Here is a 24,231-nt window from a genome sequence, read left to right as displayed (position 1 = left end):
ATGAAAATCTACACCCAGCGTCTTGATGAAATTGCATCAGATCAAGCCTTTGAAACGGTTGAACTGAGCTTTGATACACGTCAAAAATCACGCTTTCGTGCCACTTTAAGCAACGGCACTGATATTGGTGCGGATTTGCCACGTACTGGCATTTTACGTAGTGGCTCTTTTATTGCCACCAATGAGGGTGAGGTGTTGCGTGTTGATGCTAAACCTGAACAACTGATGCAAGTGACTGCCAAGACTGATTTTGAATTGCTTAAAGCGGCTTATCATTTGGGTAACCGCCATGTGCCATTAATGCTTACTCCTTATGCGCTGTATTTTGAACCTGATCATGTACTGGCAGAAATGGTCGAAGGCTTAGGCTTGCATGTAAAACTGGTCGAACATGCGTTTGAACCTGAAAGTGGTGCATATGCACAACATGCCCATGATCATCGTTTAAGCCCAATTAAGTCCTTGCATCATGTCCATTAATGCAGCGCAATTACTCAAACTGTTGACTTTATCCTCAACGGCTTTACCTGTGGGTGCCTATTGTTATTCTCAGGGAGTAGAAACAGCGATTGAAACTGGGCTGATCCAGAATGAAGCAAGCTGTATGGCTTATTTTGAAGAAGTGCTGGAAATGCTGCTAGTTAGATTTGAACTGCCTGTACTTAAGCGACTGGTGCAATCTTATGCAGATGATGCGCAATTTTTACACTGGGCAAATTTATATAAAGCCAGTCGTGAAAGCAAAGAGCTTTTAGCCGAATCACAGCAGTTGGCATTCTCCTTAAATGCATGGATTAAAGATGTCCTGAAAATGCCCGTTGAGGTGAAAAAGCAATTCGGTTTTGTTCCTGTGTATGCACAACTCTGTGGTCGGTTAGGTTTAAATAAAGCGGATGTTTTGACTGCATATAGCTTTAGTGTACTGGAAAATCAGGTGTTGGCAGCGGTAAAAACTGTGCCTTTGGGGCAGATGAGTGGACAGCGCATTTTATGGCATTTGCATAGCCTTGTACCACAGGCAGTTGAGCAGGCTTTGGCATTACAGGATGATGAACTCAGCAGTGCTTTACCACGTTATGCCATGTTGAGTATGCAACATGAAACGCAGTATTCCAGATTATTTAGATCATAAATGTGGGGGATCTTAGATAGGTTTTTCATCATTATTTGGACTTTCTTTATTTTCTTCCTCAATGAGAATTAAGAAGGCCCAATGAAAGAAATCTAAGATGTTCTCCCAAAAAATTTAACCCAGTTATAGCAATAGGAAATAATTATGACAGAACGTAGTCCTTTACGTGTCGGTATCGGTGGGCCAGTCGGATCAGGTAAAACCGCATTGACCCTTAATTTGTGCCGCGCATTACGTGATAAATACAATATGGCCGTAGTGACCAATGACATTTATACCAAGGAAGACTCAAACTTTTTAACCCGCAATGAGGCGATGTCTCCAGACCGTATTGTGGGTGTAGAAACAGGTGGCTGTCCGCATACTGCAATTCGTGAAGATGCTTCGATTAATCTGGCTGCAATAGATGATTTATGTGAAAAGTTTGATGGTTTGGAATTGATCATCATTGAAAGTGGTGGCGATAATCTGGCGGCGACCTTTAGCCCAGAACTCTCTGATTTGACTTTATACGTGATTGATGTTGGTGGTGGTGAAAAGATTCCACGTAAAGGCGGACCTGGCATTACCAAGTCTGATTTGCTGATTATTAACAAGACCGATCTTGCACCTATGGTCGGGGCAAATCTGGATGTGATGGAGCAGGATGCCAAACGTATGCGTGGTGAAAAACCATTTTTATTTTCAAATATGAAAACTGAAGATGGACTTAATCAGATCATCGAATTTATTGAAAAACAGGGCTTATTTAAAGCTTAAGGAGGCGCTATGCGCGCATTCAACAAACACGTGTTAGCTATGGTTTTTGGCTTTTTACCAATGATGGTGATGGCACATCCTGGGCATGATCAGATGCATGTGGGTTTTTGGGAAGGTCTGATTCATCCATTTACGGGACTTGACCATCTGGTGATGGCGATTGGTTTTGGTGTTTTGCTCTGGACAGTTGCTAAACAATGGCGAGTCTTGGGGATATTGGGTTTAAGCCTAAGCTTGGTAGTTGGTTTTGTTTTAGGCGCTAATCAGATTGTACCTGCCAATATGACTGAATATGGCATTGTTGCTTCGCTGATAGTGTTAGCCGTGTCGTTATGGAGCAAATCCTATCGTGTTTTACCCCTAGCTGCGGCATTAATGGCGAGTTTTCATGGCATGGCGCATGGTGTTGAGCTTGCGCCACAAGGTCATGTGGTCGGATTGGTATTAGGCATGATTTCTGGTATGGCAATCCTCTATGCGCTAGGACTTGGCTTGGGTGAATTGATCAATCGTTATGTCCCTTATGGACGTAAGATCATGGCAGGATTGGCTGCGATTGTTGCTGTGATCGGCTTAACTTAGTCGTTTGTATTTATTCAAGTTTAAAGGTAGCGTATGCTACCTTTTTTATTGGTTGTTTTCATCAGATCATGGGTTTTCAGTACATCATTTTGGGGTTGTTGGTCGTCGGTGGAATCACATGCTTATCCAATGTTTATGCCTATGATTTTTTTGCAAAAAATAACCCAGAACAGATTGTTGATGAGCAGCATCATCCTGAAAATACCGATCTGAATCAAATCCAAAAACATCTAGCTGAGCAGCACGATCAAGAAGAAAATGATTATGAAATCCTGAAAAACCCTTTTTATTCGAATGAACGGATCAACATTTATAATTACACCGCCTATAATACCGATGCCTTAAAAAATAAAATGATCAATGCTGGCTCAGAGCATATCAGTGCCCATGATTTATCCATTTCATTTGGTTATGGGATGACTTATAAAATTAATGCTGATCATAAAATCGGTTATGAATATATTTCGAGTTTTCCTTATGATCGTGGTCAATTGATTCGTATTTTCTGGATTTGGTCTTTTTAAGATTGTAGTTAAATTTATTTACCGTTTTAACAGAAGAGATAACGAACAAGCATACATTGCTTGTCTTTTCTTCAAATTCATTGATGTGGTTTCAGGCAGACTGATTGGAGTTTGAGAGGCAATGCGGTGACTGAGAATGAAAAAATTTCGTTCCATACTCTTGGTTATACTGAGTCTATTGGGATGTATGTTGAGTGTTCCGATTCAGGCACAAATCAGTTTGCCTAGTGCTAATTTATCGCCGATTTATCATATACAACATTGGAGCTTACAACCTCAACAGCAAAATGACGATGATGATGTACGTGAGCGCCGTGAGGAAGAAATAGTGCGCGATATACGCGCCGTTCGTTTAGATCGTCCACAATAAATTAAATGTTAAATCACAGTTGAAATCACTAAAAATGTACCTGAGGCAAATAATAAAGACAGCACGATATGCTTAAATTGTTTTTCTGAAACTTTATAAAATAGCTGTGAACCCAAGATTGCAGGAATGGTGACGCTGATCATTAATACCATAATATACGGCCATTGATTGAGCTGTACCGTTCCCTGAAATATATAAACTGCAAAAGTAAAAAGCTGAATCGCAAAATTAAAATGCCTGAGAATGTATCGTTGTTCAATTTTATTTAAACCCTTGAGCATCACCCATGCAGAGGGTAAAGATCCACAAAAACCACCGAGTCCACCTAATACACCACCCAAAAAGCCAATCACTGCATCAATTTTTTTGCCTAAGCGTTTTAATGACTTAAATTCTGGAGCTAAGTACATGACAGGGCACCAGATCAGCAAAAAAACACCTAAAATCAGTTTAAATGTTTCCGCATTGATCTGATGTAAAAGATAACTTCCTAAAGGAACGCCAATTAAACCTGCGAGGATATAAGGAATAACCAGAGAGATACCAAGCTGATGTGGACGTTCCTTACTTAGCGCAATGATATGACACCAAAGGGAAGCAAACACCACCAATGGAGCAGCAAGTTGAGGTGGCAAAGCCCACACCCAAAAAGACATGGCGACCAATGCAAAGGCAAAACCTGTCAGGCCCTGAATAAAACCTGCAATACACGCACCGACTAAAAACAATGACCATGATTGCATAGCTGTTTTATCTCATTTTCTATAAGAATAAATTATGTTTTTTGGAAAAGTCCTGCGCGAACGGTGCCTGCTTTAGTGGATTTGACTAATTGCCATGAAGCGGGAAGTTGTAGCTGACGAAGATCACGATCCGCTTCGACATAAATATAGGCCTGATCTTTTAATAGCGGATCTATCAAAATAGAAAGTTCTTGCCAGAGTTCCAGCGCATAGGGTGGATCAAGAAAGACCACATCAAACTGTTGATTAAGTTTGGGTAAGATGTGCTGTGCAGTCGCCACTTTTAATTCACAATGCTGTGCATTGAGAAGCTGAATATTTTGTTTGAGTATTTTAGCCTGAGTTGAATCAGGTTCAATCATCAAAACAGAACTCGCGCCGCGCGACAAAGCCTCAAATGCTAATGCACCTGAACCTGTGCAGACATCTAAAACCGTAGCATTTGGAATATCCCACATTAACCAGTTAAAGAGCGTTTCACGGACACGATCAGGTGTAGGGCGTAATCCATTTATACTCGCAAAAGGTAATACACGACGTTTCCATTCACCGCCAATAATTCTGAGCTGATTTTTCATTATTCAGTCACCTCAGCGTTATTGGCAACAGGGGTTACAGACGATGCGGGCGTATTTTGTAGTGTTTGCTCAGGTTTTTTCTTATTTGGATTAGCATTAGGATCCGCTTCAAGTAAAGCACCACTTGGAAGCTCGCCCGGCTTAATGCCAGCGGTCATTAAACCGCCACTGATTTGATGATTTGCGGGACGAATCTGTTCTTTTTTACGATTGACCAACCAATAATCAAACACAGGCTTGGCAAGTTGAGCGGCTGAACCACCGTGACGACCATTTTCCCACACCACAGCAATGGCAATTTCAGGATTCTCAGCAGGGGCAAACCCAACAAATAAACCATGATCCAGTTGGCGCTGTGTCAGTATCGATTCGTTATAACTTTTACCCTGTGCAATACTCTTAACCTGAGCTGTACCTGTTTTTCCTGCAATTTGATAAAGCGGTGTACGAATCCCACGACCTGTACCTGATTGCACGACATCAATCATGGCATCGCGCATGTTAAGCCAGTCTTGTTCGGTACCATTAAAATTAATCTTTCCATCAGGCGCATTATGAACTTCATATTTTTTTGCACCACGTGTGGCACGTAATACATGCGGCGTGACATGTGCACCATGATTGGCGGTAATTGCAGTTGCCATCGCTAACTGAAGTGGGGTCGCTGTAAACGCCCCCTGACCAATACTGACGGAAATGGTTTCGCCTTTTAGCCACTTACTTTTGCGGGTACGCATCTTCCATTCAGGGCTTGGGTATAAACCAGTACTTTCACTGGGTAGATCAACCCCAGTTTTTTCACCGAAACCAAATTGGCGCATCCAGTCATTCATACGCTCGATGCCCATTTGGTAGGACAGTACATAAAAATAGGTATCGCACGATTGAATAATGGCTTTGTGCATATTGACTACACCATGACCTGTTTTTTTCCAGTCACGGAATTTATGCGAATCGCCAGGAAGATGGAAATAACCCGGATCATTAATGGTGGTTGCCCAATCGACTAAACCATAGTGAATGCCACCCATCGCTTCCATGGGCTTAATGGTGGATCCCGGTGGATAAGCACCTTGAACTGCACGGTTATAGAGGGGCTGATCCAGATTATCACGTAGAGCACTATAATCTGTACTGCTAATGCCTGTAACAAAGAGGTTAGGATTGAAACTTGGACTTGACACCAGTGCCAGAATTTCACCAGTACGCGGATCGATTGCCACAATTGCACCACGTTTATCTGCCAGTTGTTCGGCAGCAACCACTTGTAAACCATAATCTATAGATAAATATAAATCATTGCCACGAGTCGATTCTTTGCGACCTAAATGTCTGAGTACATTACCATGAGCATCGGCTTCGATCGATTCATAACCGGGAGTTCCATGTAGCAAATCTTCGTAGGTTTTTTCTACCCCGATTTTTCCAATCAGGTTGGTTCCTGCGTAAATATCACTATTAATTGATTTTAATTCTTTGTCATTAATTCGTCCGACATAACCAATCACGTGCGCAAATAAATCGCCATGTGGATAATAGCGCGTCATTTGCGTTTCAATGCGCACCCCGGGGAATTTGTATTTCACTTCACTGAATTTGGCGATATCAGTTTCAGTCAGATTCAGCTTAATTGAAACCCGTTCAGTTTTACGTGCAGTTTTGATACGCGACTTAAAGCGGTCTACATCTTCTTGGGAAAGATTTAAAATGGGGATCAGTTGTGCAACTGTACCATCCATATCTTCAATATCTGCTTTACTTAGCGTTGCCGTAAATACAGGGTAATTATCTGCAAGCAAAACGCCATTGCGGTCATAGATATATCCCCGCGCGGGTGCAAGAGGCTGTAAGCGGATACGGTTTTTATCAGAAGCCGTTGAAAACTCATCGTAATGTACAATTTGCAAATAAGCATAACGACTTAAGAGCAATAACAAACAGCAGCAAACCAGTCCAATGGCAAAAAAGATTCGCCCTCGATAAATGCGCTTTTCTTGCTGATTATCTTTTAAAGGAAAGTGCTGTTTCATACCTAACTGACTTGACAAAGCAGACCACAAAAATAGCCGACAAGTTTAACCCATTCGTCGTCAGAATTTTGGATATTTTTAAATTATTCACGAAATAAATTTAGTGACGTTTTTTGACCTTGTAGACATTAAAATTGTAATGTGCTGTATATAAGAACGAAAATAATTCTGTTAAAGTCACCAAACGGATGAGCGGAATCCCCTAAATCAGATAATTAGGGACACATGGAGAAAATAATGAAAAAAATATATCCCTTGGTCATGCTTCTTGCACTTAGTCAGTTTACCTATGCCGATGACAGTCGTTTTAAACCTGAAGCAAAACTTACCGAGGGAAGTGCATCAACATGGAATGCAGGTGCTGGCTTTACACAAAAGCTAGTCCATCTAAATGGTGAATGGGTCAATCCTTATGGCATTGCCTATGCAAAACTGGGTGCTTATCTCAATAATGACCATAATGTGGGTGGACAGATTGGATTTAGATATCCTTACTATCTGACTGGCGTAAACAAAAATGGTTATTATTTTGGCGTTTATGCAGGGTCAATCGAAAGCAAAGAAATTGATGGTGATGATAAAACCCGTTTAGGTGGCGGTGTGGATCTTGCTTACGTCTGGTTGGATAAAGAACGAATTAGTACCTTTAGTGTCGGTATTGGCACTGGAGAGAAGTTAAAGAATGCCAATGGTGATGTGGTGGCTGATATCGAACCTAAATTACAAGTTTCCTATACCTTAAGTATTGGTTTGTAGTGTTTAATCATAGCTTTAAAAAATGTAAAAGCCCATAAAGTAGAACGAAATATGAGAGTAATGGATGTTAGATTACGTCAGTGAATTATGGCAAACCTTTTTGAACCGACCTGATCATCTGGCGGTCTTGAGTATTATCCCTGTAACTGCATTTGTGACGTGGGCGCACGTGTGGATGGCTTTAAAAATGGTATTTTACCCAATTACTTTTTGGGGCTTTCATCTAGGGCCGATACCCGTAGGTTGGCAAGGCATTGTTCCACGCAAAGCGGGTCGTATTTCTGGCATTATTACCGATAATACTTTATCCAAATTAGGTTCGTTACGTGAATTTCTGGAAGCAATGGATCCAGAAGATATGGCAAGAATCATTGGTGAACAGGTGGGATTTGAACTTGAGCATCTGATTGATGAAGTCATGATTGATCGTAATGCTGTACTTTGGGAAAACCTGCCTTATTCCATTAAACGTCGTATCTATGCTCAAGCACATAAACAATTACCAGGTGTATTAAAAGAATTAGTGACTGAGCTGACCATGAACGTCGAGTCACTTGTGAATATGCGGGAAATGGTGGTCAGCCAGATGGAAGGTGACCGTCGTTTAATGGTACGTATGTTCCTAAAAGTCGGTCAAAAAGAAATCAATTTTATCTGGCATATTAGTGCATTGATTGGGATGTTTTTTGGTGTGTTCCAAATGCTGGTCTGGTTTCTGGTACCGTGGCACTGGACGGTACCTTTCTGGGCTGCAATCTGGGGCTTTTTAACCAACTGGATCGCGATCTGGATGGTGTTTAACCCAATAGAACCGCACTATGTACGCTATCCACAGTTTTTCCGTTTAACCCAAGATCGTAAGTTTCCATGGATTGTTCCCATCCTGCCGCGCATTGGCACCTACAATGTTCAGGGTGCTTTCATGAAGCGTCAGGAAGAAGTCTCGGATGTCTTTGCCAGTGTCGTGACAGAAGATTTGATTACACTCAAATCCATCATGACTGAAATGATGTATGGCCCTAAGAAAGACAAAACCCGTCGAATTGTCAAGCGGCATATTAATGAAATTATGGAAACTCCATTGGTAAGAACTTCATTACAACTTTCCTTGGGGCCGCGTGAATATGCTAAACTTAAGACAGACTTGATTGATCGATCAATTGAAATTACGATGGTGCCTGTATGCGACCCTGCGTTTAATGCAAGCCGCGCACAGAAAATATTTCAAATGTTTCGAGATCGTATTCGTGAACTAACACCGAAAGAGTTTCAAAATCTATTGCGCCCTGCCTTTCAGGAAGATGAATGGATTTTGATTGTGTTAGGTGGGGTCACAGGTTTTGTTGCTGGTACGATCCACTTATTTGTTGCTTTCTTATAATTTAATTAGATGTTGGTAGGTATGGTCTATACAACCATAGTCCAAGACATTCTGAAAATTGTTCTTAATGAGGATTTTTTGTTATGCGCATTATTTTACTCGGACCACCTGGAGCAGGTAAAGGTACTCAGGCTCAGTTGATCTGTAAGCGCTACGATATCCCACAAATTTCAACCGGTGATATGCTCCGTGCTGCAATTCGTGAAGGTACTGAACTCGGCCTTAAAGCTAAAAGTGTAATGGAATCTGGTGGTTTAGTATCAGATGAATTAATTATTGGCTTAGTAAAAGAGCGCATTGCACAACCTGATTGTGCGAATGGCTGTATCTTTGATGGTTTCCCGCGCACTATTCCACAGGCAGAAGCTTTGGAAAGTGCAGGCATTACCATTGATCATGTGATTGAAATTGCGGTACCTGATGAAGAGATTGTAAAACGTTTATCTGGACGTCGTCAGCATCCTGCATCTGGTCGTGTTTATCATATTGAATATAATCCACCAAAAGTGGACGGTAAAGATGACGTGACAGGTGAAGATTTAGTTCAACGTGCGGATGATCAGGAAGAAACCATTCGTAAACGTTTGGCTGATTATCATACTTTGACTGAGCTGTTGGTTGGTTTTTACGAAGAGCGTGCAGCTTCAGGCGAAAATGCACCGACTTATGACAAGCTCGATGGTTTACGTAAAATCGAAGACGTACAACAAGATTTGTTTGCAATTTTAGACCAAACAAAATAAGTCTGATTATTCGTTTTGAAAGAGCTCTGTTATGATAGGGCTCTTTTTGTTTTTTAGGTCGATAATTTTGAAAATCGCTTTAGCACTTTTGGTGATTTTAAGCTTAATTGGACTCAGTTATTTAGTCTATATCAGCTATAAAATGCTGCGTCGTGTCCAACAGCAGGAAGCACAGGAAAAATTACCAAGTCAGTCTGTGCAAAAAGATCATTTGCGATCCCCTCAAAACAAACAAACCAAATAAGTCTTATGACTTCATAGCACTGTTTTTAGCGGCACCAAATTCAAACCGCTCAGGCCAGTTGCAGACATCTGACACCACACACTCATTACATTTAGGCTTACGAGCTATACAGCAATAACGACCGTGTAAGATTAACCAATGATGCGCATCGACTATAAATTCTTTAGGAATCACCTTAATCAATCGATGCTCTACTTCAAGTACATTTTTTCCAATGGCCAAACCAGTGCGATTGCCAACGCGAAAGATGTGGGTATCAACTGCCATTGTAGGCTGACCAAAAGCTGTATTTAAGACGACATTTGCGGTTTTACGTCCAACACCAGGTAGTGCTTCTAATTCAGCTCGTGTTTGAGGAACTTCGCCTTGATGTTTTTCTAGTAAAATTTGACAGGTCTTAATCACATTTTCAGCTTTGGCATTATATAAACCAATGGTTTTAATATAGTGCTTCAGCCCATCAATCCCTAATGCATAAATTTGTGCAGGGGTATTGGCAACAGGATAGAGTTTATCGGTGGCTTTATTAACACTAACATCTGTCGCTTGCGCCGAGAGCATCACTGCGATGAGCAATTCAAAAGGGGAAGAATAGTTTAGCTCCGTTTGCGGATGTGGTCGTTGCTCACGTAGACGCTCAAAAAAAGTTTGAATCTGCTTTTTTGTCATGTTCTTCACTGGCATTTAAAGCTCCTGAATTTCATCTAAGCGTTGTTGCAATTGATCCAATTGCTGCTGTTTTACTGGATCTGGGCGGACACTGAGTTGTTTTTCCAGCTTTTTGATTTGAGTGCGTAGTTTTGCCAGTTCGATCGTGGTTTTGGCATCTAATGTAGTGGGTATTTTTGCCTGATCTTCAATTAATTTAATCACAGGTACTTCTTCAACAGCACTGGAAAACTGAGCAAAAAGTTCAGTATCAATTTCAGCACGAACAATAGGTCCTTTACGGGTTAAACGTTGCTGCTCTTCGCGTTGAATATGTGCATAGTATCGTTGTCGTAGATCGTTTTGCTCTTGTTGTCTCTGGATATCTGTTAATAAGGGCTGAGTATCTTCGACCAGATCGATACAATCGACTGGGCACGGTGGAATACAGAGTTCGCAACCTGTACATAAGTCACTGAGGACACTATGCATGAGTTTTCCACTGCCAATGATCGCATCTACAGGGCAGGCATTAATACATTTGGTGCAGCCGATACATTCATCTTCACGAATAATCGCTTTCATGCGTTGCGGACGTCCGTCTGCCTGAATGGGCCAGACACTGGCTTCTGCTTGCAATCGAGGGCGTTTTAGTCGCATCGCAAGCGCATCTGCGACAGGCTGTCCGCCTGGAATACATTTATTGGCATCTTCACCTTCTACAATCGATTTCGCATAAGGTAAACATCCATCACGATGTCCGCATAAACCACACTGGGTTTGGGGCAAAAGGGCATCGACTTCGCGGATTAGCGTAATAGCAGCATTCATGGATTTGGCAAACTAAAGAAAAAGATAAAATAGGCGCAGTAAATGTGGTGTACAAACCAGCGCAATATTTTAGCATGAAATATGGGTGAGTATATTGATCTTTTTTAGCGCCATAAATGCACTAAAATAATTCAAATTTATTTTGGAGTGATGCGGCTTAAAGTTTAATTCCAACCATAATGCTTTGAATTGAAATATTTTAATAATTTATAAAATAAAGATTGAGATTATTTTATAAACATTATTTAATCAGTTGCTCTAAAATTTATCATCTTTTGAGAAATTTGCACAATATTGAATCATTTATTACTGAGGATGAAGCGTTGAAATATACTAGCCTTAACGACTTCCTAAACGCCGTAAAAGTACGGGATCCACACCAACTAGAATTCTTGCAAGCCGTAGAAGAAGTCATGATGAGTGTGTGGCCATTTATTGAAAAAAATCCAGAATATGCAAATTATGCTTTGTTAGAACGTTTAATTGAGCCTGAACGTGCCATCCAGTTTCGCGTAGCTTGGATGGATGATCAGGGACAAACGCAAGTTAACCGTGCTTTTCGTGTGCAATATAATTCTGCGATTGGACCTTTTAAAGGCGGTATGCGTTTTCATCCTTCGGTGAATTTATCTATTTTAAAATTTTTGGGTTTTGAGCAGACATTCAAAAATGCATTAACCACACTTCCAATGGGAGGCGGCAAAGGCGGTTCAGATTTTGATCCTAAAGGAAAATCTGAAGGTGAAATTATGCGTTTTTGTCAGGCACTCATGATTGAGCTTTATCGTCATTTGGGGTCAGATACCGATATCCCTGCGGGTGATATTGGGGTAGGTGGCCGTGAAGTTGGCTATATGGCAGGCATGATGAAAAAGCTGAGTAATAACACTTCATCTGTATTTACAGGCAAAGGTGTTTCTTTTGGCGGAAGTTTGATGCGTCCTGAAGCAACAGGTTATGGCACGGTCTATTTTGCAGAAGAAATGTTAAAAACTCAGGGCACACATTTTCAGGGTAAAACGGTTGCGATTTCAGGATCAGGTAATGTTGCGCAGTTCGCTGCCGAAAAAGCCATGTTCTTAGGGGCAAAAGTAGTGACGTTGTCTGATTCTAACGGCACAGTTTATCTAAAAAATGGCTTTAATGATGAGTTGCTTGCTGAAGTCATGCAACTCAAAAATATAAAGCGTGGTCGTATTTCTGAGTTTGCGTCTAAACATGGTTTTGAATATTTTGAAGGAAAAACACCGTGGCATATTCCAGTCGATATTGCTTTGCCATGTGCCACTCAAAATGAATTAAATGCTGAGGATGCCGTGACTCTCATTCAAAATGGGGTTATCTGTGTGGCAGAAGGCGCAAATATGCCTTCAACACTGGGGGCGGTGGAAAAATTTATCCAAGCTAAAATTTTATATGCCCCGGGTAAGGCCTCAAATGCGGGTGGCGTTGCAACCTCAGGCTTAGAGATGTCGCAAAATGCGATTCGTCTATCGTGGTCACATGCCGAAGTTGATGAGCGTTTACATCTAATTATGAAAGATATTCATGCCAACTGTGTCAAGTATGGAACCAGAGAAGATGGTTCAGTGAATTATGTAGATGGCGCCAACATTGCAGGTTTTGTAAAAGTGGCGGATGCCATGCTGGCACAAGGTGTCTTTTAAAATCATTCATATATTTTAAATGAAAAATCCGATGCAAAGTGAAGTGCATCGGATTTTTTGAATCCATTATGGATTTATGGTTTCTTTACGATTTCTTGTTCCACTGTCATATCATGCACATAAGCATATTTTGACTGATCAGCCGCAGGGTTTTTGCGTTCGTAACGTTTAACACGAATAATCACACGTTGATCATCACGGTGCTGATAGCCTTCGATCTGATCATAAAATAAAGTCCAGTCTTTATCGACTTGAGTTTTAATGCCTTTGTTGTCGTATTTAATTTCACGAACCTGTAAGCAGGTTTGTGGGCCTACGCCAGTACATTGTTTGGTTTCTGGAGAAATTTCCAAGAAAATAATTTCACCTTGAGACTGATATTTAGTCTCAGGCGTCATGCTGCCTTCAAACTCATATTTCTGACCATTCGATGCAATAATGGTTAAGCGTGGCTGTTCAACCGATGCAGTATTGAGTTCAAATTTATTCTGTTGATCGTTAAATAAGTTGCTTGAGAATTGCTCATTCTTCATCAGTGCAGGTTCACAGGCTTTCATGGTTGAAACAAGCGAGGAAGTGATCAATTTTTGATTTTCGACTTTCCAAGAGCCACCTTGATTATTACAGCCTGTAATAATATTCAGACGATTTTCTGAGAAATTTAACTGAATTGGGCGAGGCGTACCTTCAGGCTGGTAGCTCCAAGTATAAGCACTCAAAATTTTATTTGCGTTCATTTGTTTTTCTGCATTCACAGTGACAGGAGCAGAGTTCTGATGTACAGATTGGCATGCCACAATTGAAAAAGGTAAAAGAGCAAGGATTAAGTATTTGATTTTCATTCAAGTTTGCAATATTTACTTTAACAGATTGTATGTTAATGGATTATTGGGGAAATAAAATAAGGACAATGAAGGCTTTCAGTTTTAGATTGTATCTATTTTGCAACAATGACTACACCGAGTACCCTGTCAAATTCATCAAGATTTAAGAAAGAGGAATGAGAGTTCTATTCGTCAAAGTTAGTCAAACCGATAAATATCCATGCCTAGCGCACCCATAGAAAAACTACTATGTACAATCGAAAAACGATTACCTGTTCCCATCGCAAAAAATAATGGAGCAAAATGTTCCAGAGTGGGATGGTTACGTTCAACATATGGAATATCTGGCCAATTCAGCACAGCATCATAATCTTGATGAGTAAGTTTATTGACCACATAATTACGAAAAGAGGAAGCCCATTCGGGAACATGTTGAGCATTTCCATCCCATGATAATTCTGCCAAATTATGGGTGATGCTGCCTGAACCAATTAAGAGAATTTGGCGTTCGCGTAACGGAGCAAGGACTTTGCCAATTTGATAAATTTCATCTGCATTCATGTTCATCGGCAATGAAATTTCAATCACAGCAATATCTGCATCTGGATACATATGCAATAACGGCATCCAGACTCCATGATCACGTGGTCGAGTACTATTGGCATGAGCAGGAATGTGTTGTTCGGCCAGTAATTTTAAAATTTCCTCAGCCAGTTCTGGTTGACCTGGCGCGGGGTAGTGAATTTGATAGAGTTCTTTGGGAAAGCCACGAAAATCATGCCATGTTTGTGGACGCGTTGAAGTACTGATTTCCAGAGACTGACTTTCCCAGTGTGCAGACATGATGATAATCGCCTGAGGTTTAGGTAAATTAAAACTCAAACGGTGTAAAGCTGGCCCGACTTGTTCAGGATCCAGTGCAAGCATAGGTGAACCATGAGAGATAAATAGCCCGGGAAGTGTTTGTAAATTCATGCTGTTTACCTCATACAAATATCAATTTATCTTGCCAAACATATAACGTTTTAGTTTGATAATTTTGTCTCAAGCGATGCATCAAGCGCGATGATAAGGATGATTGTGGTTGATGCTCATGGCTCGATACAGTTGCTCAATCAATAAAATCCGAACCATCGGGTGTGGCATTGTGAGTTTAGATAAAGACCAATGCCAAGCAGCAGCTTGACGGACTTGATCAGATAATCCATCTGGACCACCAATGGCTAAAGCTACATCATTGCCTTCTAGCATCCATGACTTCATCGTCTCTGCAAGTTTTTCTGTGCTTAGCTCACGTCCGCCAACTTCCAGTGCAATCAAGGTTTCATTCGGTTTGAGTGCATTCAGAATACTTTCACCTTCAATCTGGCAATATTTTAAAATATCGGCTTCTGAATCATTTTTTCCACGTTTCGCCATTGGGAGTTCAATCAATTGAGTCTGCACAAAAGGTTGGATACGTTTGAAATAATCTTCAAAACCCGTGAGTACCCAAGCTGGCATTTTCTGACCAATCGTGAGGATGCGAATTTTCATAATATGGCTCGATGCACAATGCGAACAAATCTAAGTATAACGAGGATCTTAGCGGGCTTCATGTCGATTGTAATTGTATCTATTTGAATGATTAAGCCTTAGACAAAAAACTAAGTACATTAAAAAAACGCAGCCCACAAAAAGCGTGAAGGGGCTGCGGTTAAAAGGTCATCTGTCTGGAGAATCAGATGACCAGACTAAATTCAACAAGTGAAAATGATGAATTGTTACTTTTATTATGGGGTTAACTGATCAATTTTCAACCTAATAAATGTAAAAAAGAGAGCCTGAGCTCTCTTTTTGATTGACATAGTATGAGATTAATGACGTGCAGCTTTTGACTCTTCAACAGGTTTTACGATCGGTGTTTTTGCCAATGGTTTAGGTTGTTCAGTTAAAGCTAGCGGTAGAATCTCATCGATGCTTTTCACGGCTTTAATTTCCAGACCTTCTTTGACATTATCTGGAATTTCAGCCAAATCACGGACGTTATCTTGCGGAATAAATACCAACTTAATTCCGCCACGGTGTGCTGCCAAAAGTTTTTCTTTCAAGCCGCCAATACGCAGTGCATTACCACGTAAAGAGGTTTCACCTGTCATGGCAATATCAGCGCGGATTGGAATCCCAGTAAATGCAGAAACCAATGCGGTTGTTAATGCCAATCCAGCAGAAGGGCCATCTTTTGGTGTCGCACCTTCTGGCAAATGAACATGGACATCAGTTTCTTCAAAACGAGACGCTTCGATTCCCAGTTCATCTGCACGAGTACGAACCACGGTCATTGCAGCAGTAATCGATTCTTTCATTACATCACCAAGCGAACCTGTAGTAATGAATTTACCTTTACCTTTGACCGCTGCCACTTCAATGGTCAATAACTCGCCACCGACTGAAGTCCATGCCAAACCATTGACGCGACCGACTTGAGCTTCATCTTCAGCCATGCCGTAGTCAAATTTAAGCGCACCTAAGTAATCTGGCAGATTTTCACCAGTGACATCGATGTGCAAGTTTTTCGACTTCTTGCTCACCGCTTCTTTCACCACTTTACGTGCAATTTTAGAAACTTCACGCTCTAAACTACGCACACCCGCTTCACGTGTGTAGCGACGAACGATGTCTCGAATTGCTTCTTCATGAACGGTCAATTCGCTGCTACGTAAGCCATTGTCTTTAATTGCTTTAGGAACGAGGTAACGTTCAGCAATATTAACTTTCTCTTCCTCGGTATAACCCGGTAAGCGAATGACTTCCATACGATCCAGCAGCGCTTCTGGAATATTCATACTGTTAGCCGTACAGATAAACATCACTTCTGACAAGTCCAAATCAAGATCAAGATAGTGATCGTTAAACTTGCTGTTTTGTGATGGATCTAGAACTTCGAGCAGGGCAGAAGCAGGATCACCACGATAATCTTGTGCCATCTTGTCAATTTCGTCGAGCAAGAACAAAGGATTCTTCACGCCTACTTTTGTCAATGACTGCACAATTTTACCTGGCATTGCACCAATATAAGTACGACGATGACCACGAATCTCAGCTTCATCACGTACACCACCTAAGGCCATGCGTACAAACTCGCGTCCTGTCGCTTTAGCGATAGACTCGCCCAGTGAGGTTTTACCTACACCTGGAGGACCAACCAAACACAAAATTGGGCCACGAAGTTTTTTCACACGAGACTGAACAGCCAGATATTCCACAATACGGTCTTTGACATCATCTAAACCATAGTGATCGGCATCCAGTATTTCCTGTGCTTTTTTCAGGTTAATGCTGACTTTGCTAGCAGTATTCCATGGGGTATCCAGAATCACTTCAAGATAATTACGCACCACAGCCGCTTCGCTCGAAGCAGGTTGCATTGCTTTTAACTTGCGAAACTCCGCTTCGGCTTTTTTACGAACGTGTTCAGGTAAATCTGCTTCAACCAGACGTTTTTCAATTTCAGCAACGTCATCTTCAGCACCGCCATTCATATCGGAAAGTTCACGCTGAATTACTTTCATTTTTTCATTGAGAAAGTATTCGCGCTGGTTTTTTTCCATTTGGCGTTTTACATTGTCATGTAAGGTTTGCTCGATTTGTTGTTCAGCGGATTGTTGCGTTAAGTACGTGGTCAATTCCTGCAAATGTGCTTCAAATTCGTCATTTTCCAGAAACTTTTGTTTCACGTCGATATTTAAAGGCACACGAGTCGCAACGAAGAACATGAGCTGTAACAAGTCTTCGATTTTGTTCGCAGCAGTAATGAGTTCACGGGCATTACGTAATTTTGCTTCTGCGTATTGAGCAAATAAAGTACGCAATTCCTGCAAACGGGTTTCCTGATCTTTGCTGTCCATATTGACGGTCATTGGACTTAATTGATGTTCAGCCGTTAAATGGCTGTCTTCATCAATAATCTTGGTCAATTTTGAACGGTAAAGACCTTCAATTAAAACCTTAATACAGTTTTCATCATTTTCGTGATTCACAACTTGCACAATCTTCGCGACAGTACCGTATTGATAAAGGTTGTCGTGATCAATTTCTTCGGTAAGAGAATCTTTTTGTGCAACTACAAATACTAAATTGTCACTGTTACGAGCCACATCCACTGCATTGATCGATTTTTCACGACCCACGAATAGCGCAATTTGCATGTGTGGATAAACCACAACGTCACGCAACGCTAAAAGCGGTAATACACTTGGAACCTGAGGCTCTAAGGTTTCTACATTCATAATATTTTCAGACATGGGCACTCCTAATGAGTGACAACGATGTTGCCATGTTTTTTATAGTGATGTGTATTTTAAAAATTACAAGGGCATTCATATAGAAAATGCAAAAAAATAAGCAAATCAGTCGGAATTAGTATCCTGAAAGGTTTAACGCTTAAAACGATAAATACCATGAGGTGTGAGGAGTGCATCCAACGGCTGATCCCATGCTTGACGGGGCAAGGTTTGATCAAGCAATTGAAACGTGTGAGCCAAACCTAAACGGAATGGTTGATGTGGGGCTGTTGCCAATGTGCGGTCATAAAAACCACCGCCCATTCCTATTCGGGTTCCATGATGATCACAGGCCACTAAAGGCATCACCAATAAATCAAGATGAGACACAGAATAACCACGACTTGCCATGGGTTCTTTCATACCTAAAGCATGATGAGAAAAACGTTGATTTCTATATTGATGAGAACTCACTTTTACCCAGACCAATTTATTATTCATATTACAGATCATGGGTAAAAATACGTCTTTTTTAAGTTTATAACATTCTTCAATTAAAAGTTGGGTGTGAACTTCGCCAAAAGCGTGTAGGTAAAGACCGATTTTTTGATGACGAGTCATTATTAAAAATTTTCTAAAAAAGAATAATGCCGCCGAAGCTGAGTTCTTTTGTTGAAATTTGTTTAGCTGTTTGCGCCTATGAGCTAAAGTTTTACGAAGATTTTTCATATTTTTTACAAAATGCCAACTCTCTAACAAATAAACACACAAAATTAAAAGAATATCTCACATGAATTTTATCAAAAAAATAATTTAATTAACCTAATAAATTAAGTCTAAATACAAAATTTAATAGAAAATCCACACTTCCTATTAATTATATTAAATTATATATAGGGATTAAAAATAAAAACTTAACAATATATCTGATTTAAATCAAGTTTATTATTTTTAGTGTGATGGACTTATTATTATATTAGTTATAGACTTTAGCCAAAATCAAAAAATCCTATAACTTACTTTACTGGCGGTAACAAATAATGAACAAAGTATACAGAGTCATATGGAACGCTTCTTTGGGAGCTTGGGTTGCGGTTTCTGAGTTAGCTAAATCCAAAGGCAAATCAAAAACTGTAAAAAAAAAGCAGGAAGTGTAGTGGTTGCAACTGCTGCGATCATTACAGTTTCAGCTCATTCACAGGATATCAATGAAGATTTAAATGTCGCAGGTAAAATAACAGCTACCGGCACGATTACTGGTTCGGATGTGACTACCGATAGTGGCGCCTCTCTCAATGATTTGAATAGTAAAGTTAATAATACAACTACAGGTTTGGCCAGCAAAGCTTCGCAAACTGATTTAGATAATCTGACAACAACAGTAAATGGAAAAGCCTCCCAAACTGATTTTAATAACTTGAATAATCAAGTAAATAACGGAACCACAGGATTAGCTACCAAAGCTTCCAAGGCAGAAGTAACAGCTGCAAAGACGGAAGTTGTGCAAGGCAAAAATATTAATGTAACTCCAACTACTGGAAGTAATGGGCAAACCATTTATACCGTTAAAACTGCGGATGATGTGAATTTCAATACGCTTACCACCACAGGTAATACAAGCATTGGTGGAGCACTGACGGTAACAGGCAATGCTAACTTAAATAATGGTGCCAATTTAAATAATAAGAAAATCACTGGACTTGCCAATGGTACTGCTGATAGTGATGCGGTCAACTATGGTCAGATCAAAAATCTGGTGATTGGGAATAATTATGATGGTATTCAGTATTTTAGAACAAAATCAACAGAAGCTGATGCGAGTGCTTTAGGTGAGGACTCTACCGCAATTGGACCTCTAGCAACTGCAAATGGTGATAATTCAATAGCGGTTGGCAATACATCGCAAGCCAATGGTCTTGGTAGTATTAGCGTTGGTCAAAAATCGATTGCCTATCAGGAAAATAACGTCGCGATTGGTAAAGAATCTGCTGCCTTAGGAAAATACAGTACCGCCATTGGCGCAAGTACTGGTCAGCCTAGAACGCCAGTGTTAACTAACGATAGTAATAATAACAATCAACTCACTGCTATTTATGGTATTCCTGTGACAGCGACGGGTTCAACGCCAGATACCATTACCGAAATTAATGGTACTGCTGTAACACCTGATCAAAGAAATGCTTTTATTGCACTACTGAGTAGTGGTGCCAATCTGGCAGGTGGAGAAGCCAGTCTTGCACTCGGAACCTCGAATCTTGCAATTGGAAATTCCAGTGTCGCTCTGGGTTCAATGAATAGTTCAAGTGCAACTTCGAGTGTCGCTTTAGGTTCTAACAATAATGCAAATGGTAGTTCCAGTATCGCAATTGGGGATCGTAATAGTGCGTCAGCGAGTAATGCGGTAGCCATCGGCACTCAGGCTTCTTCCTCTCGCTCCAATACGATTGCAATTGGTAAAGGTGCAATTGCAGACACCAGTTCTGGGATTGCCATTGGTGAAAATGCAGGCGTAGGATCATCACAAAGTTCAACCACTGACCGTGTAGAACATATCGCGATTGGTAAAAATTCAGGACAAAATGTCGTTGGTAATCAAAACATTGCCATTGGCAGTGGCGCAGGTTCTAATTTATCTCCAGATAATAATTCTAGTTCGGATAGTAATATTGCCATAGGGATTGCAGCGGGAAGTGGCATTAATGGCGATGATAATATTTCCATTGGACGCAATAGTAATACAAATGGAGGAGCCATTACACGTTCAGTGACACTAGGCTCAGAAACCAAAAGCTCTAGCCAGTCTGTTGTAGTTGGAAACTCGTCTAAAGTCACTTCGGGAACCGATGCAACCATTGTGGGATACAATGCTCAAGTCACGGGCACAGGCGGTATTGCACTCGGTGCCAATACCCAAGCAGCTGCCAATAATATTGCGTTGGGTATAAATAGTGATGCTAGTACTAATTCGACGACGAAAGCCTATTTAGTCTCTGATACGATTCCTTATGTTGCGACGGTTGGTTACAGTGTTGTTTCGGTTGGGAACGGAACAACGACTCGAAGAATTACCAATGTTGCGCCAGGGGGAAATCCAACAGATGCTGTGAATGTGAGCCAATTGACTCAATTACATAATGACGTTTCTTCTATATTGGGTTTGACAGGTTCCACCGATGGCAAATTTGGTGAAGTTAATGTAAACGGCACAACCTATGGAAGTATTATTGCTGCAATTGCCGCTGGAGGGGGAGGTGGTGGAACTTTACCGACTGATTATTATGTCACCTACACAAATCAGGCTCAAAATGAAATTAATCTGGGTCCGAATGGCGGAAAAGGAACAACCATCAACAATGTTGCGACAGCCACCAATGATGATCAAGCCGTTAATTTAGGGCAGGTCAAAGCACTCACGAAAGATGCCACAGTCAAATATGTGTCGATTAATAGTATTGATGGAGCGAATAAGTTAAGTGACCAAGCGATTGCAAATAATTCTGTGGCAATTGGTCCAAGTACTGGGACTACGGCTGTCGCAGAAAATAGTATTGCCTTAGGTTCAAACGTTCGTACTGAGGCTTTAAATGGTATTGCAATTGGTAATAGTGGAACTCGAGCGAAAGGTGAAAGTTCGATTGCTATCGGTAAAGAAAATACCACGGCAGATATTAACAATATCGCTTTAGGAACTTTAGTCAGTACCAAAGGTATCGATAGTATTGGGATCGGTAAAAATGTTCAGACTGATGCGACGAGCAGTACAACAAATTATGCTATTGCAATTGGTAGTGATGCAGAAGTACAAAATTCAGACCAAGCGATTGTAATTGGTCGAAAGGCGATTGTAAGTCAGGACAATGGCGTTGCAATTGGTAATGAAGCATTGACTCAGGGTGAACAAGGTATTTCTATCGGAAGACAAGCCACCTCATCTGCTGAAAATACCACAGCGATCGGGAATAAAGCATCATCATCGGGACAAAGTGCAAATGCAATAGGTGACAATGCAAAAGCTCAGGCAAAAGATGCAAATGCAATGGGTACAGCGGCAAATGCCTCTGCGCTCAATGCTCTGGCTTTAGGCACTGGAGCTTCTGCTTCATCAGAAAATAGTACCGCAATTGGTAATCAGGCTCGGGCTTCTGCAAGTGATGCAGTGGCACTGGGTAATGGTGCTGTTTCTCAAGCTCAACAAGCAATTGCCATTGGAAAAACAGCAACTGCATATGCAAAAAATGCAATTGCTACAGGTACAAATGCAAATGCTTATGCAGAAAATTCAATTGCATTAGGTAGTAATACAACGGTTAATAATAATCATGCCAACGCTGTAGCCTTAGGAAGTAATTCGGTATCAGGTGATTATAACCAAACGACGAAAAGCACCATTAATGGTCGAGATTATAACTATGCAGGTTCTGGTGCAGGTTTATCTACTGTCAGTGTTGGAACAAAGGATAATGAAAGACAAATTATCAATGTTGCTGCTGGTCGTGTGACTGCTACAAGTACTGATGCTGTTAACGGCAGTCAACTCTTTGCAGTACAGGAAGAGGTACAAAAACCACTTAGCTTTGCTGGTGATAGTGGTACAAAAGTTGATCGTAAGTTGGGTGATCAGCTTAAAGTTACGGGTGGTGCAAGTGGTACATTAACCGAGGGTAATATTGGTGTGGTCGCCAATGGCTCCGATACTTTGCAGTTAAAACTGGCGAAAGATGTTAATTTAACCAATGCGGGTAGTTTAACGGTTGGAACTACTAAATTAACAAATGGAAAAGTGGAAATAAAAGATGCTTCCAATAATAGCAATGTGAGTACATCGACCAATACTGTAATGACAGCAGGTGCGAGCAGTAATACGATCGATGCAAATAGCATTACATTAAAGAATGCTGCCAATAATGTCGTGCTTAGTGGGTCAACAGGAACTTTAACTGGGTTAACCAATAAAACTTTAACTGTATCTGGATTTGCAACGCAAGGACGAGCAGCGACAGAAGAGCAGTTAAAGCTGGTGAATGATACAGCCAATAAAGGTTGGAACATCACGACCAATAAAGATACAGCCAACAAGTCTAATGTAGCGCCAGACGCAACAGTAGATTTCTCCAACAGTGATAAAAATATTACAGTCAGCCATTCAGGTACAAATGTTGATCTAAAACTGGCCGAAGTGGTAAATATAGGAGGACAGTCTGGAGGCGCCACTATTAGTGTTAATGGTAAAAATGGAACCATTACTGGTTTAACCAATAAAACCTTTGATCCAAATAATTACACAACTGGACGGGCAGCTACGGAAGATCAACTTGCGACACCACTTACCTTCACAGGGGATAACGCGGGTGTAAATGTTCAACGTAAATTGGGTCAGCAGCTCAGTATTGTTGGTGGTGAATCTGTCGCAGCAAATTTAACTGATAATAACATTGGTGTCGTTGCAGATAGCACCAATAACAAACTGACGGTCAAACTTTCTAAAGACATCAAACTTAATAGTGTAAATGCCGCGGGTACAGTGATTGATAGCAAGGGATTAACGTTTGTTAATTCGAGTGGTGGGGCTATTCCAAATTCACCAAGTATCAGCGCGACAGGTATCAATGCGGGAACCAATAAGATTACCAATGTTGGCGCTGGAGCAATCACTGATACTTCAATGGATGCTGTAAATGGTAGTCAGATCAAAGGCATTATAGATAAAGGCTTTACCGTCAGTTCAAATGGAAATACAGCCGCTAAGGATACGATTGCCTTAGGTGAAAATGTTGATTTCAGTGCAACTGATACTAATATTAAAGTGACCAATACTGGAAATAATCAAATTACGTTTGGTCTGGAGCCTGTGGTTAAAGTCGGGCCTGCGACTGGAGGAAGTCCTGTTACGATTAATGGCAACACCGGTCAAATTACAGGCTTAACCAATAAAACCACGACAAGTTCGGACTTTGCAACCGTAGGTCGTGCAGCGACAGAAGAACAATTAAAGACGATCCAGACAGGTTTAACTGATTCAGGTTTTGGCCTTAAAGCAGCGGATAGTAATACAGTTAATAAGAAGTTAGGTGAAACCATTGATATTGTAGGTGCCGATAGCAATATCACCACCAAAGTCGTGAATGGTCAGGTTGCCGTTGAGCTTTCCAAAAATATA

22 protein-coding genes and 1 pseudogene are annotated in these 24,231 nt (G+C 40.8%); 13 read left to right on the top strand and 10 right to left on the bottom strand.

The window, feature by feature from the left end; genetic code table 11:
* From ureE to J500_RS14765, 6 genes are all read left to right on the top strand, one after another.
* Window positions 1–480 (top strand): urease accessory protein UreE, encoded by a 480-nt coding sequence (gene ureE / locus J500_RS14790; protein ID WP_004990525.1) that lies wholly within the window; start codon window positions 1–3, stop codon window positions 478–480.
* Window positions 470–1,132 (top strand): urease accessory protein UreF, encoded by a 663-nt coding sequence (locus J500_RS14785; protein ID WP_004990523.1) that lies wholly within the window; start codon window positions 470–472, stop codon window positions 1,130–1,132. Before ureE ends, J500_RS14785 begins: the two co-directional genes overlap by 11 nt.
* 144 nt (window positions 1,133–1,276) lie before the next feature.
* Window positions 1,277–1,891 (top strand): urease accessory protein UreG, encoded by a 615-nt coding sequence (gene ureG, locus J500_RS14780; protein ID WP_004990520.1) that lies wholly within the window; start codon window positions 1,277–1,279, stop codon window positions 1,889–1,891.
* 9 nt (window positions 1,892–1,900) lie between these two features.
* On the top strand, window positions 1,901–2,473 hold the full coding sequence (locus J500_RS14775) for a HupE/UreJ family protein (protein WP_004990516.1): 573 nt from the start codon (window positions 1,901–1,903) through the stop codon (window positions 2,471–2,473).
* A gap of 68 nt (window positions 2,474–2,541) precedes the next feature.
* Entirely contained in the window at window positions 2,542–2,997 is a 456-nt protein-coding gene (locus J500_RS14770; protein WP_004990514.1) for a hypothetical protein, read from the top strand.
* A gap of 136 nt (window positions 2,998–3,133) precedes the next feature.
* The gene (locus J500_RS14765) at window positions 3,134–3,367 is read left to right on the top strand and encodes a hypothetical protein (RefSeq protein ID WP_227546584.1); all 234 of its coding nucleotides are present in this window, start codon (window positions 3,134–3,136) and stop codon (window positions 3,365–3,367) included.
* An 8-nt stretch (window positions 3,368–3,375) separates the two neighbouring features.
* Here the strand turns inward: J500_RS14765 and J500_RS14760 are convergent, their stop codons facing one another.
* From J500_RS14760 to mrdA, 3 genes are read right to left on the bottom strand one after another with little or no spacing between them, the layout of a single operon-like run.
* Entirely contained in the window at window positions 3,376–4,110 is a 735-nt protein-coding gene (locus tag J500_RS14760) for a sulfite exporter TauE/SafE family protein (RefSeq protein ID WP_004990509.1), read from the bottom strand.
* Between the two features lie 32 nt (window positions 4,111–4,142).
* Complete coding sequence (gene rsmD, locus J500_RS14755) at window positions 4,143–4,688, bottom strand: 16S rRNA (guanine(966)-N(2))-methyltransferase RsmD (RefSeq protein ID WP_004990505.1); 546 nt, start codon at window positions 4,686–4,688, stop codon at window positions 4,143–4,145.
* Window positions 4,688–6,718: a penicillin-binding protein 2 gene (gene mrdA / locus J500_RS14750; protein WP_004990502.1), complete on the bottom strand. Its 2,031-nt coding sequence runs from the start codon at window positions 6,716–6,718 to the stop codon at window positions 4,688–4,690. The genes rsmD and mrdA overlap by 1 nt, the downstream gene beginning before the upstream one ends.
* A gap of 237 nt (window positions 6,719–6,955) precedes the next feature.
* On the opposite strand from mrdA, the gene J500_RS14745 reads away from it, so the two are divergent.
* The 4 genes from J500_RS14745 to J500_RS14730 all read left to right on the top strand — a co-directional run bounded on the left by J500_RS14745 (window position 6,956) and on the right by J500_RS14730 (window position 9,842).
* Complete coding sequence (locus J500_RS14745; RefSeq protein WP_004990499.1) at window positions 6,956–7,474, top strand: hypothetical protein; 519 nt, start codon at window positions 6,956–6,958, stop codon at window positions 7,472–7,474.
* Between the two features lie 64 nt (window positions 7,475–7,538).
* Window positions 7,539–8,855 carry a hypothetical protein gene (locus J500_RS14740; protein WP_004990497.1) on the top strand — a complete coding sequence of 439 codons (1,317 nt, stop codon included), beginning with the start codon at window positions 7,539–7,541 and terminating at the stop codon, window positions 8,853–8,855.
* 83 nt (window positions 8,856–8,938) lie between these two features.
* Window positions 8,939–9,598: an adenylate kinase gene (adk, locus tag J500_RS14735; RefSeq protein WP_004990496.1), complete on the top strand. Its 660-nt coding sequence runs from the start codon at window positions 8,939–8,941 to the stop codon at window positions 9,596–9,598.
* 67 nt (window positions 9,599–9,665) lie between these two features.
* Window positions 9,666–9,842, top strand: coding sequence for a hypothetical protein (locus J500_RS14730; RefSeq protein ID WP_010588665.1), 177 nt, complete (start codon window positions 9,666–9,668; stop codon window positions 9,840–9,842).
* A 3-nt stretch (window positions 9,843–9,845) separates the two neighbouring features.
* On the opposite strand, the gene nth is transcribed toward J500_RS14730, so the two are convergent.
* Entirely contained in the window at window positions 9,846–10,526 is a 681-nt protein-coding gene (gene nth / locus J500_RS14725) for an endonuclease III (RefSeq protein WP_004990491.1), read from the bottom strand.
* Window positions 10,527–11,321, bottom strand: coding sequence for an RnfABCDGE type electron transport complex subunit B (locus J500_RS14720; protein WP_034700273.1), 795 nt, complete (start codon window positions 11,319–11,321; stop codon window positions 10,527–10,529).
* Window positions 11,322–11,584: 263 nt separating this feature from the next.
* Between J500_RS14720 and gdhA the strand changes: the two genes are divergently transcribed.
* Window positions 11,585–12,988, top strand: coding sequence for an NADP-specific glutamate dehydrogenase (gene gdhA, locus J500_RS14715; RefSeq protein ID WP_227546643.1), 1,404 nt, complete (start codon window positions 11,585–11,587; stop codon window positions 12,986–12,988).
* A gap of 74 nt (window positions 12,989–13,062) precedes the next feature.
* Here gdhA and J500_RS14710 read toward each other — a convergent pair whose 3' ends face one another.
* The 5 genes from J500_RS14710 to J500_RS14690 all read right to left on the bottom strand — a co-directional run bounded on the left by J500_RS14710 (window position 13,063) and on the right by J500_RS14690 (window position 18,803).
* Window positions 13,063–13,830: a DUF4377 domain-containing protein gene (locus J500_RS14710; RefSeq protein ID WP_034700271.1), complete on the bottom strand. Its 768-nt coding sequence runs from the start codon at window positions 13,828–13,830 to the stop codon at window positions 13,063–13,065.
* Between the two features lie 180 nt (window positions 13,831–14,010).
* Complete coding sequence (locus J500_RS14705) at window positions 14,011–14,787, bottom strand: dioxygenase (RefSeq protein ID WP_004990484.1); 777 nt, start codon at window positions 14,785–14,787, stop codon at window positions 14,011–14,013.
* 81 nt (window positions 14,788–14,868) lie between these two features.
* On the bottom strand, window positions 14,869–15,348 hold the full coding sequence (rlmH, locus tag J500_RS14700) for a 23S rRNA (pseudouridine(1915)-N(3))-methyltransferase RlmH (RefSeq protein ID WP_004996396.1): 480 nt from the start codon (window positions 15,346–15,348) through the stop codon (window positions 14,869–14,871).
* Window positions 15,349–15,668: 320 nt separating this feature from the next.
* Complete coding sequence (gene lon / locus J500_RS14695) at window positions 15,669–18,095, bottom strand: endopeptidase La (RefSeq protein ID WP_034700269.1); 2,427 nt, start codon at window positions 18,093–18,095, stop codon at window positions 15,669–15,671.
* 132 nt (window positions 18,096–18,227) lie between these two features.
* Window positions 18,228–18,803 (bottom strand): 5-formyltetrahydrofolate cyclo-ligase, encoded by a 576-nt coding sequence (locus J500_RS14690; RefSeq protein ID WP_052024139.1) that lies wholly within the window; start codon window positions 18,801–18,803, stop codon window positions 18,228–18,230.
* A 311-nt stretch (window positions 18,804–19,114) separates the two neighbouring features.
* On the opposite strand from J500_RS14690, the pseudogene J500_RS17890 reads away from it, so the two are divergent.
* A pseudogene (locus tag J500_RS17890) lies at window positions 19,115–19,207 on the top strand (ESPR domain-containing protein); the annotation flags it as partial.
* A 23-nt stretch (window positions 19,208–19,230) separates the two neighbouring features.
* The coding region (locus tag J500_RS17745; protein ID WP_416202170.1) for a beta strand repeat-containing protein at window positions 19,231–24,231 on the top strand (5,001 nt) is incomplete at its 3' end.

Source organism: Acinetobacter sp. 479375 (genome assembly GCF_000581715.1).
Classification (GTDB): domain Bacteria; phylum Pseudomonadota; class Gammaproteobacteria; order Pseudomonadales; family Moraxellaceae; genus Acinetobacter; species Acinetobacter ursingii.
Note: the sequence above shows the minus strand (reverse complement) of the source record. Positions and strands in the feature narration are given on the sequence as shown.

Bases quoted from the DNA above. Each gene is read 5' to 3' on its own strand.
- ureE (WP_004990525.1), top strand. From the start codon at position 1: ATGAAAATCTACACCCAGCGTCTTGATGAAATTGCATCAGATCAAGCC.
- J500_RS14785 (WP_004990523.1), top strand. From the start codon at position 470: ATGTCCATTAATGCAGCGCAATTACTCAAACTGTTGACTTTATCCTCA.
- ureG (WP_004990520.1), top strand. From the start codon at position 1,277: ATGACAGAACGTAGTCCTTTACGTGTCGGTATCGGTGGGCCAGTCGGA.
- J500_RS14775 (WP_004990516.1), top strand. From the start codon at position 1,901: ATGCGCGCATTCAACAAACACGTGTTAGCTATGGTTTTTGGCTTTTTA.
- J500_RS14770 (WP_004990514.1), top strand. From the start codon at position 2,542: ATGGGTTTTCAGTACATCATTTTGGGGTTGTTGGTCGTCGGTGGAATC.
- J500_RS14765 (WP_227546584.1), top strand. From the start codon at position 3,134: ATGAAAAAATTTCGTTCCATACTCTTGGTTATACTGAGTCTATTGGGA.
- J500_RS14760 (WP_004990509.1), bottom strand. From the start codon at position 4,110: ATGCAATCATGGTCATTGTTTTTAGTCGGTGCGTGTATTGCAGGTTTT.
- rsmD (WP_004990505.1), bottom strand. From the start codon at position 4,688: ATGAAAAATCAGCTCAGAATTATTGGCGGTGAATGGAAACGTCGTGTA.
- mrdA (WP_004990502.1), bottom strand. From the start codon at position 6,718: ATGAAACAGCACTTTCCTTTAAAAGATAATCAGCAAGAAAAGCGCATT.
- J500_RS14745 (WP_004990499.1), top strand. From the start codon at position 6,956: ATGAAAAAAATATATCCCTTGGTCATGCTTCTTGCACTTAGTCAGTTT.
- J500_RS14740 (WP_004990497.1), top strand. From the start codon at position 7,539: ATGTTAGATTACGTCAGTGAATTATGGCAAACCTTTTTGAACCGACCT.
- adk (WP_004990496.1), top strand. From the start codon at position 8,939: ATGCGCATTATTTTACTCGGACCACCTGGAGCAGGTAAAGGTACTCAG.
- nth (WP_004990491.1), bottom strand. From the start codon at position 10,526: ATGCCAGTGAAGAACATGACAAAAAAGCAGATTCAAACTTTTTTTGAG.
- J500_RS14720 (WP_034700273.1), bottom strand. From the start codon at position 11,321: ATGAATGCTGCTATTACGCTAATCCGCGAAGTCGATGCCCTTTTGCCC.
- J500_RS14710 (WP_034700271.1), bottom strand. From the start codon at position 13,830: ATGAAAATCAAATACTTAATCCTTGCTCTTTTACCTTTTTCAATTGTG.
- J500_RS14705 (WP_004990484.1), bottom strand. From the start codon at position 14,787: ATGAATTTACAAACACTTCCCGGGCTATTTATCTCTCATGGTTCACCT.
- rlmH (WP_004996396.1), bottom strand. From the start codon at position 15,348: ATGAAAATTCGCATCCTCACGATTGGTCAGAAAATGCCAGCTTGGGTA.
- lon (WP_034700269.1), bottom strand. From the start codon at position 18,095: ATGTCTGAAAATATTATGAATGTAGAAACCTTAGAGCCTCAGGTTCCA.
- J500_RS14690 (WP_052024139.1), bottom strand. From the start codon at position 18,803: ATGAAAAATCTTCGTAAAACTTTAGCTCATAGGCGCAAACAGCTAAAC.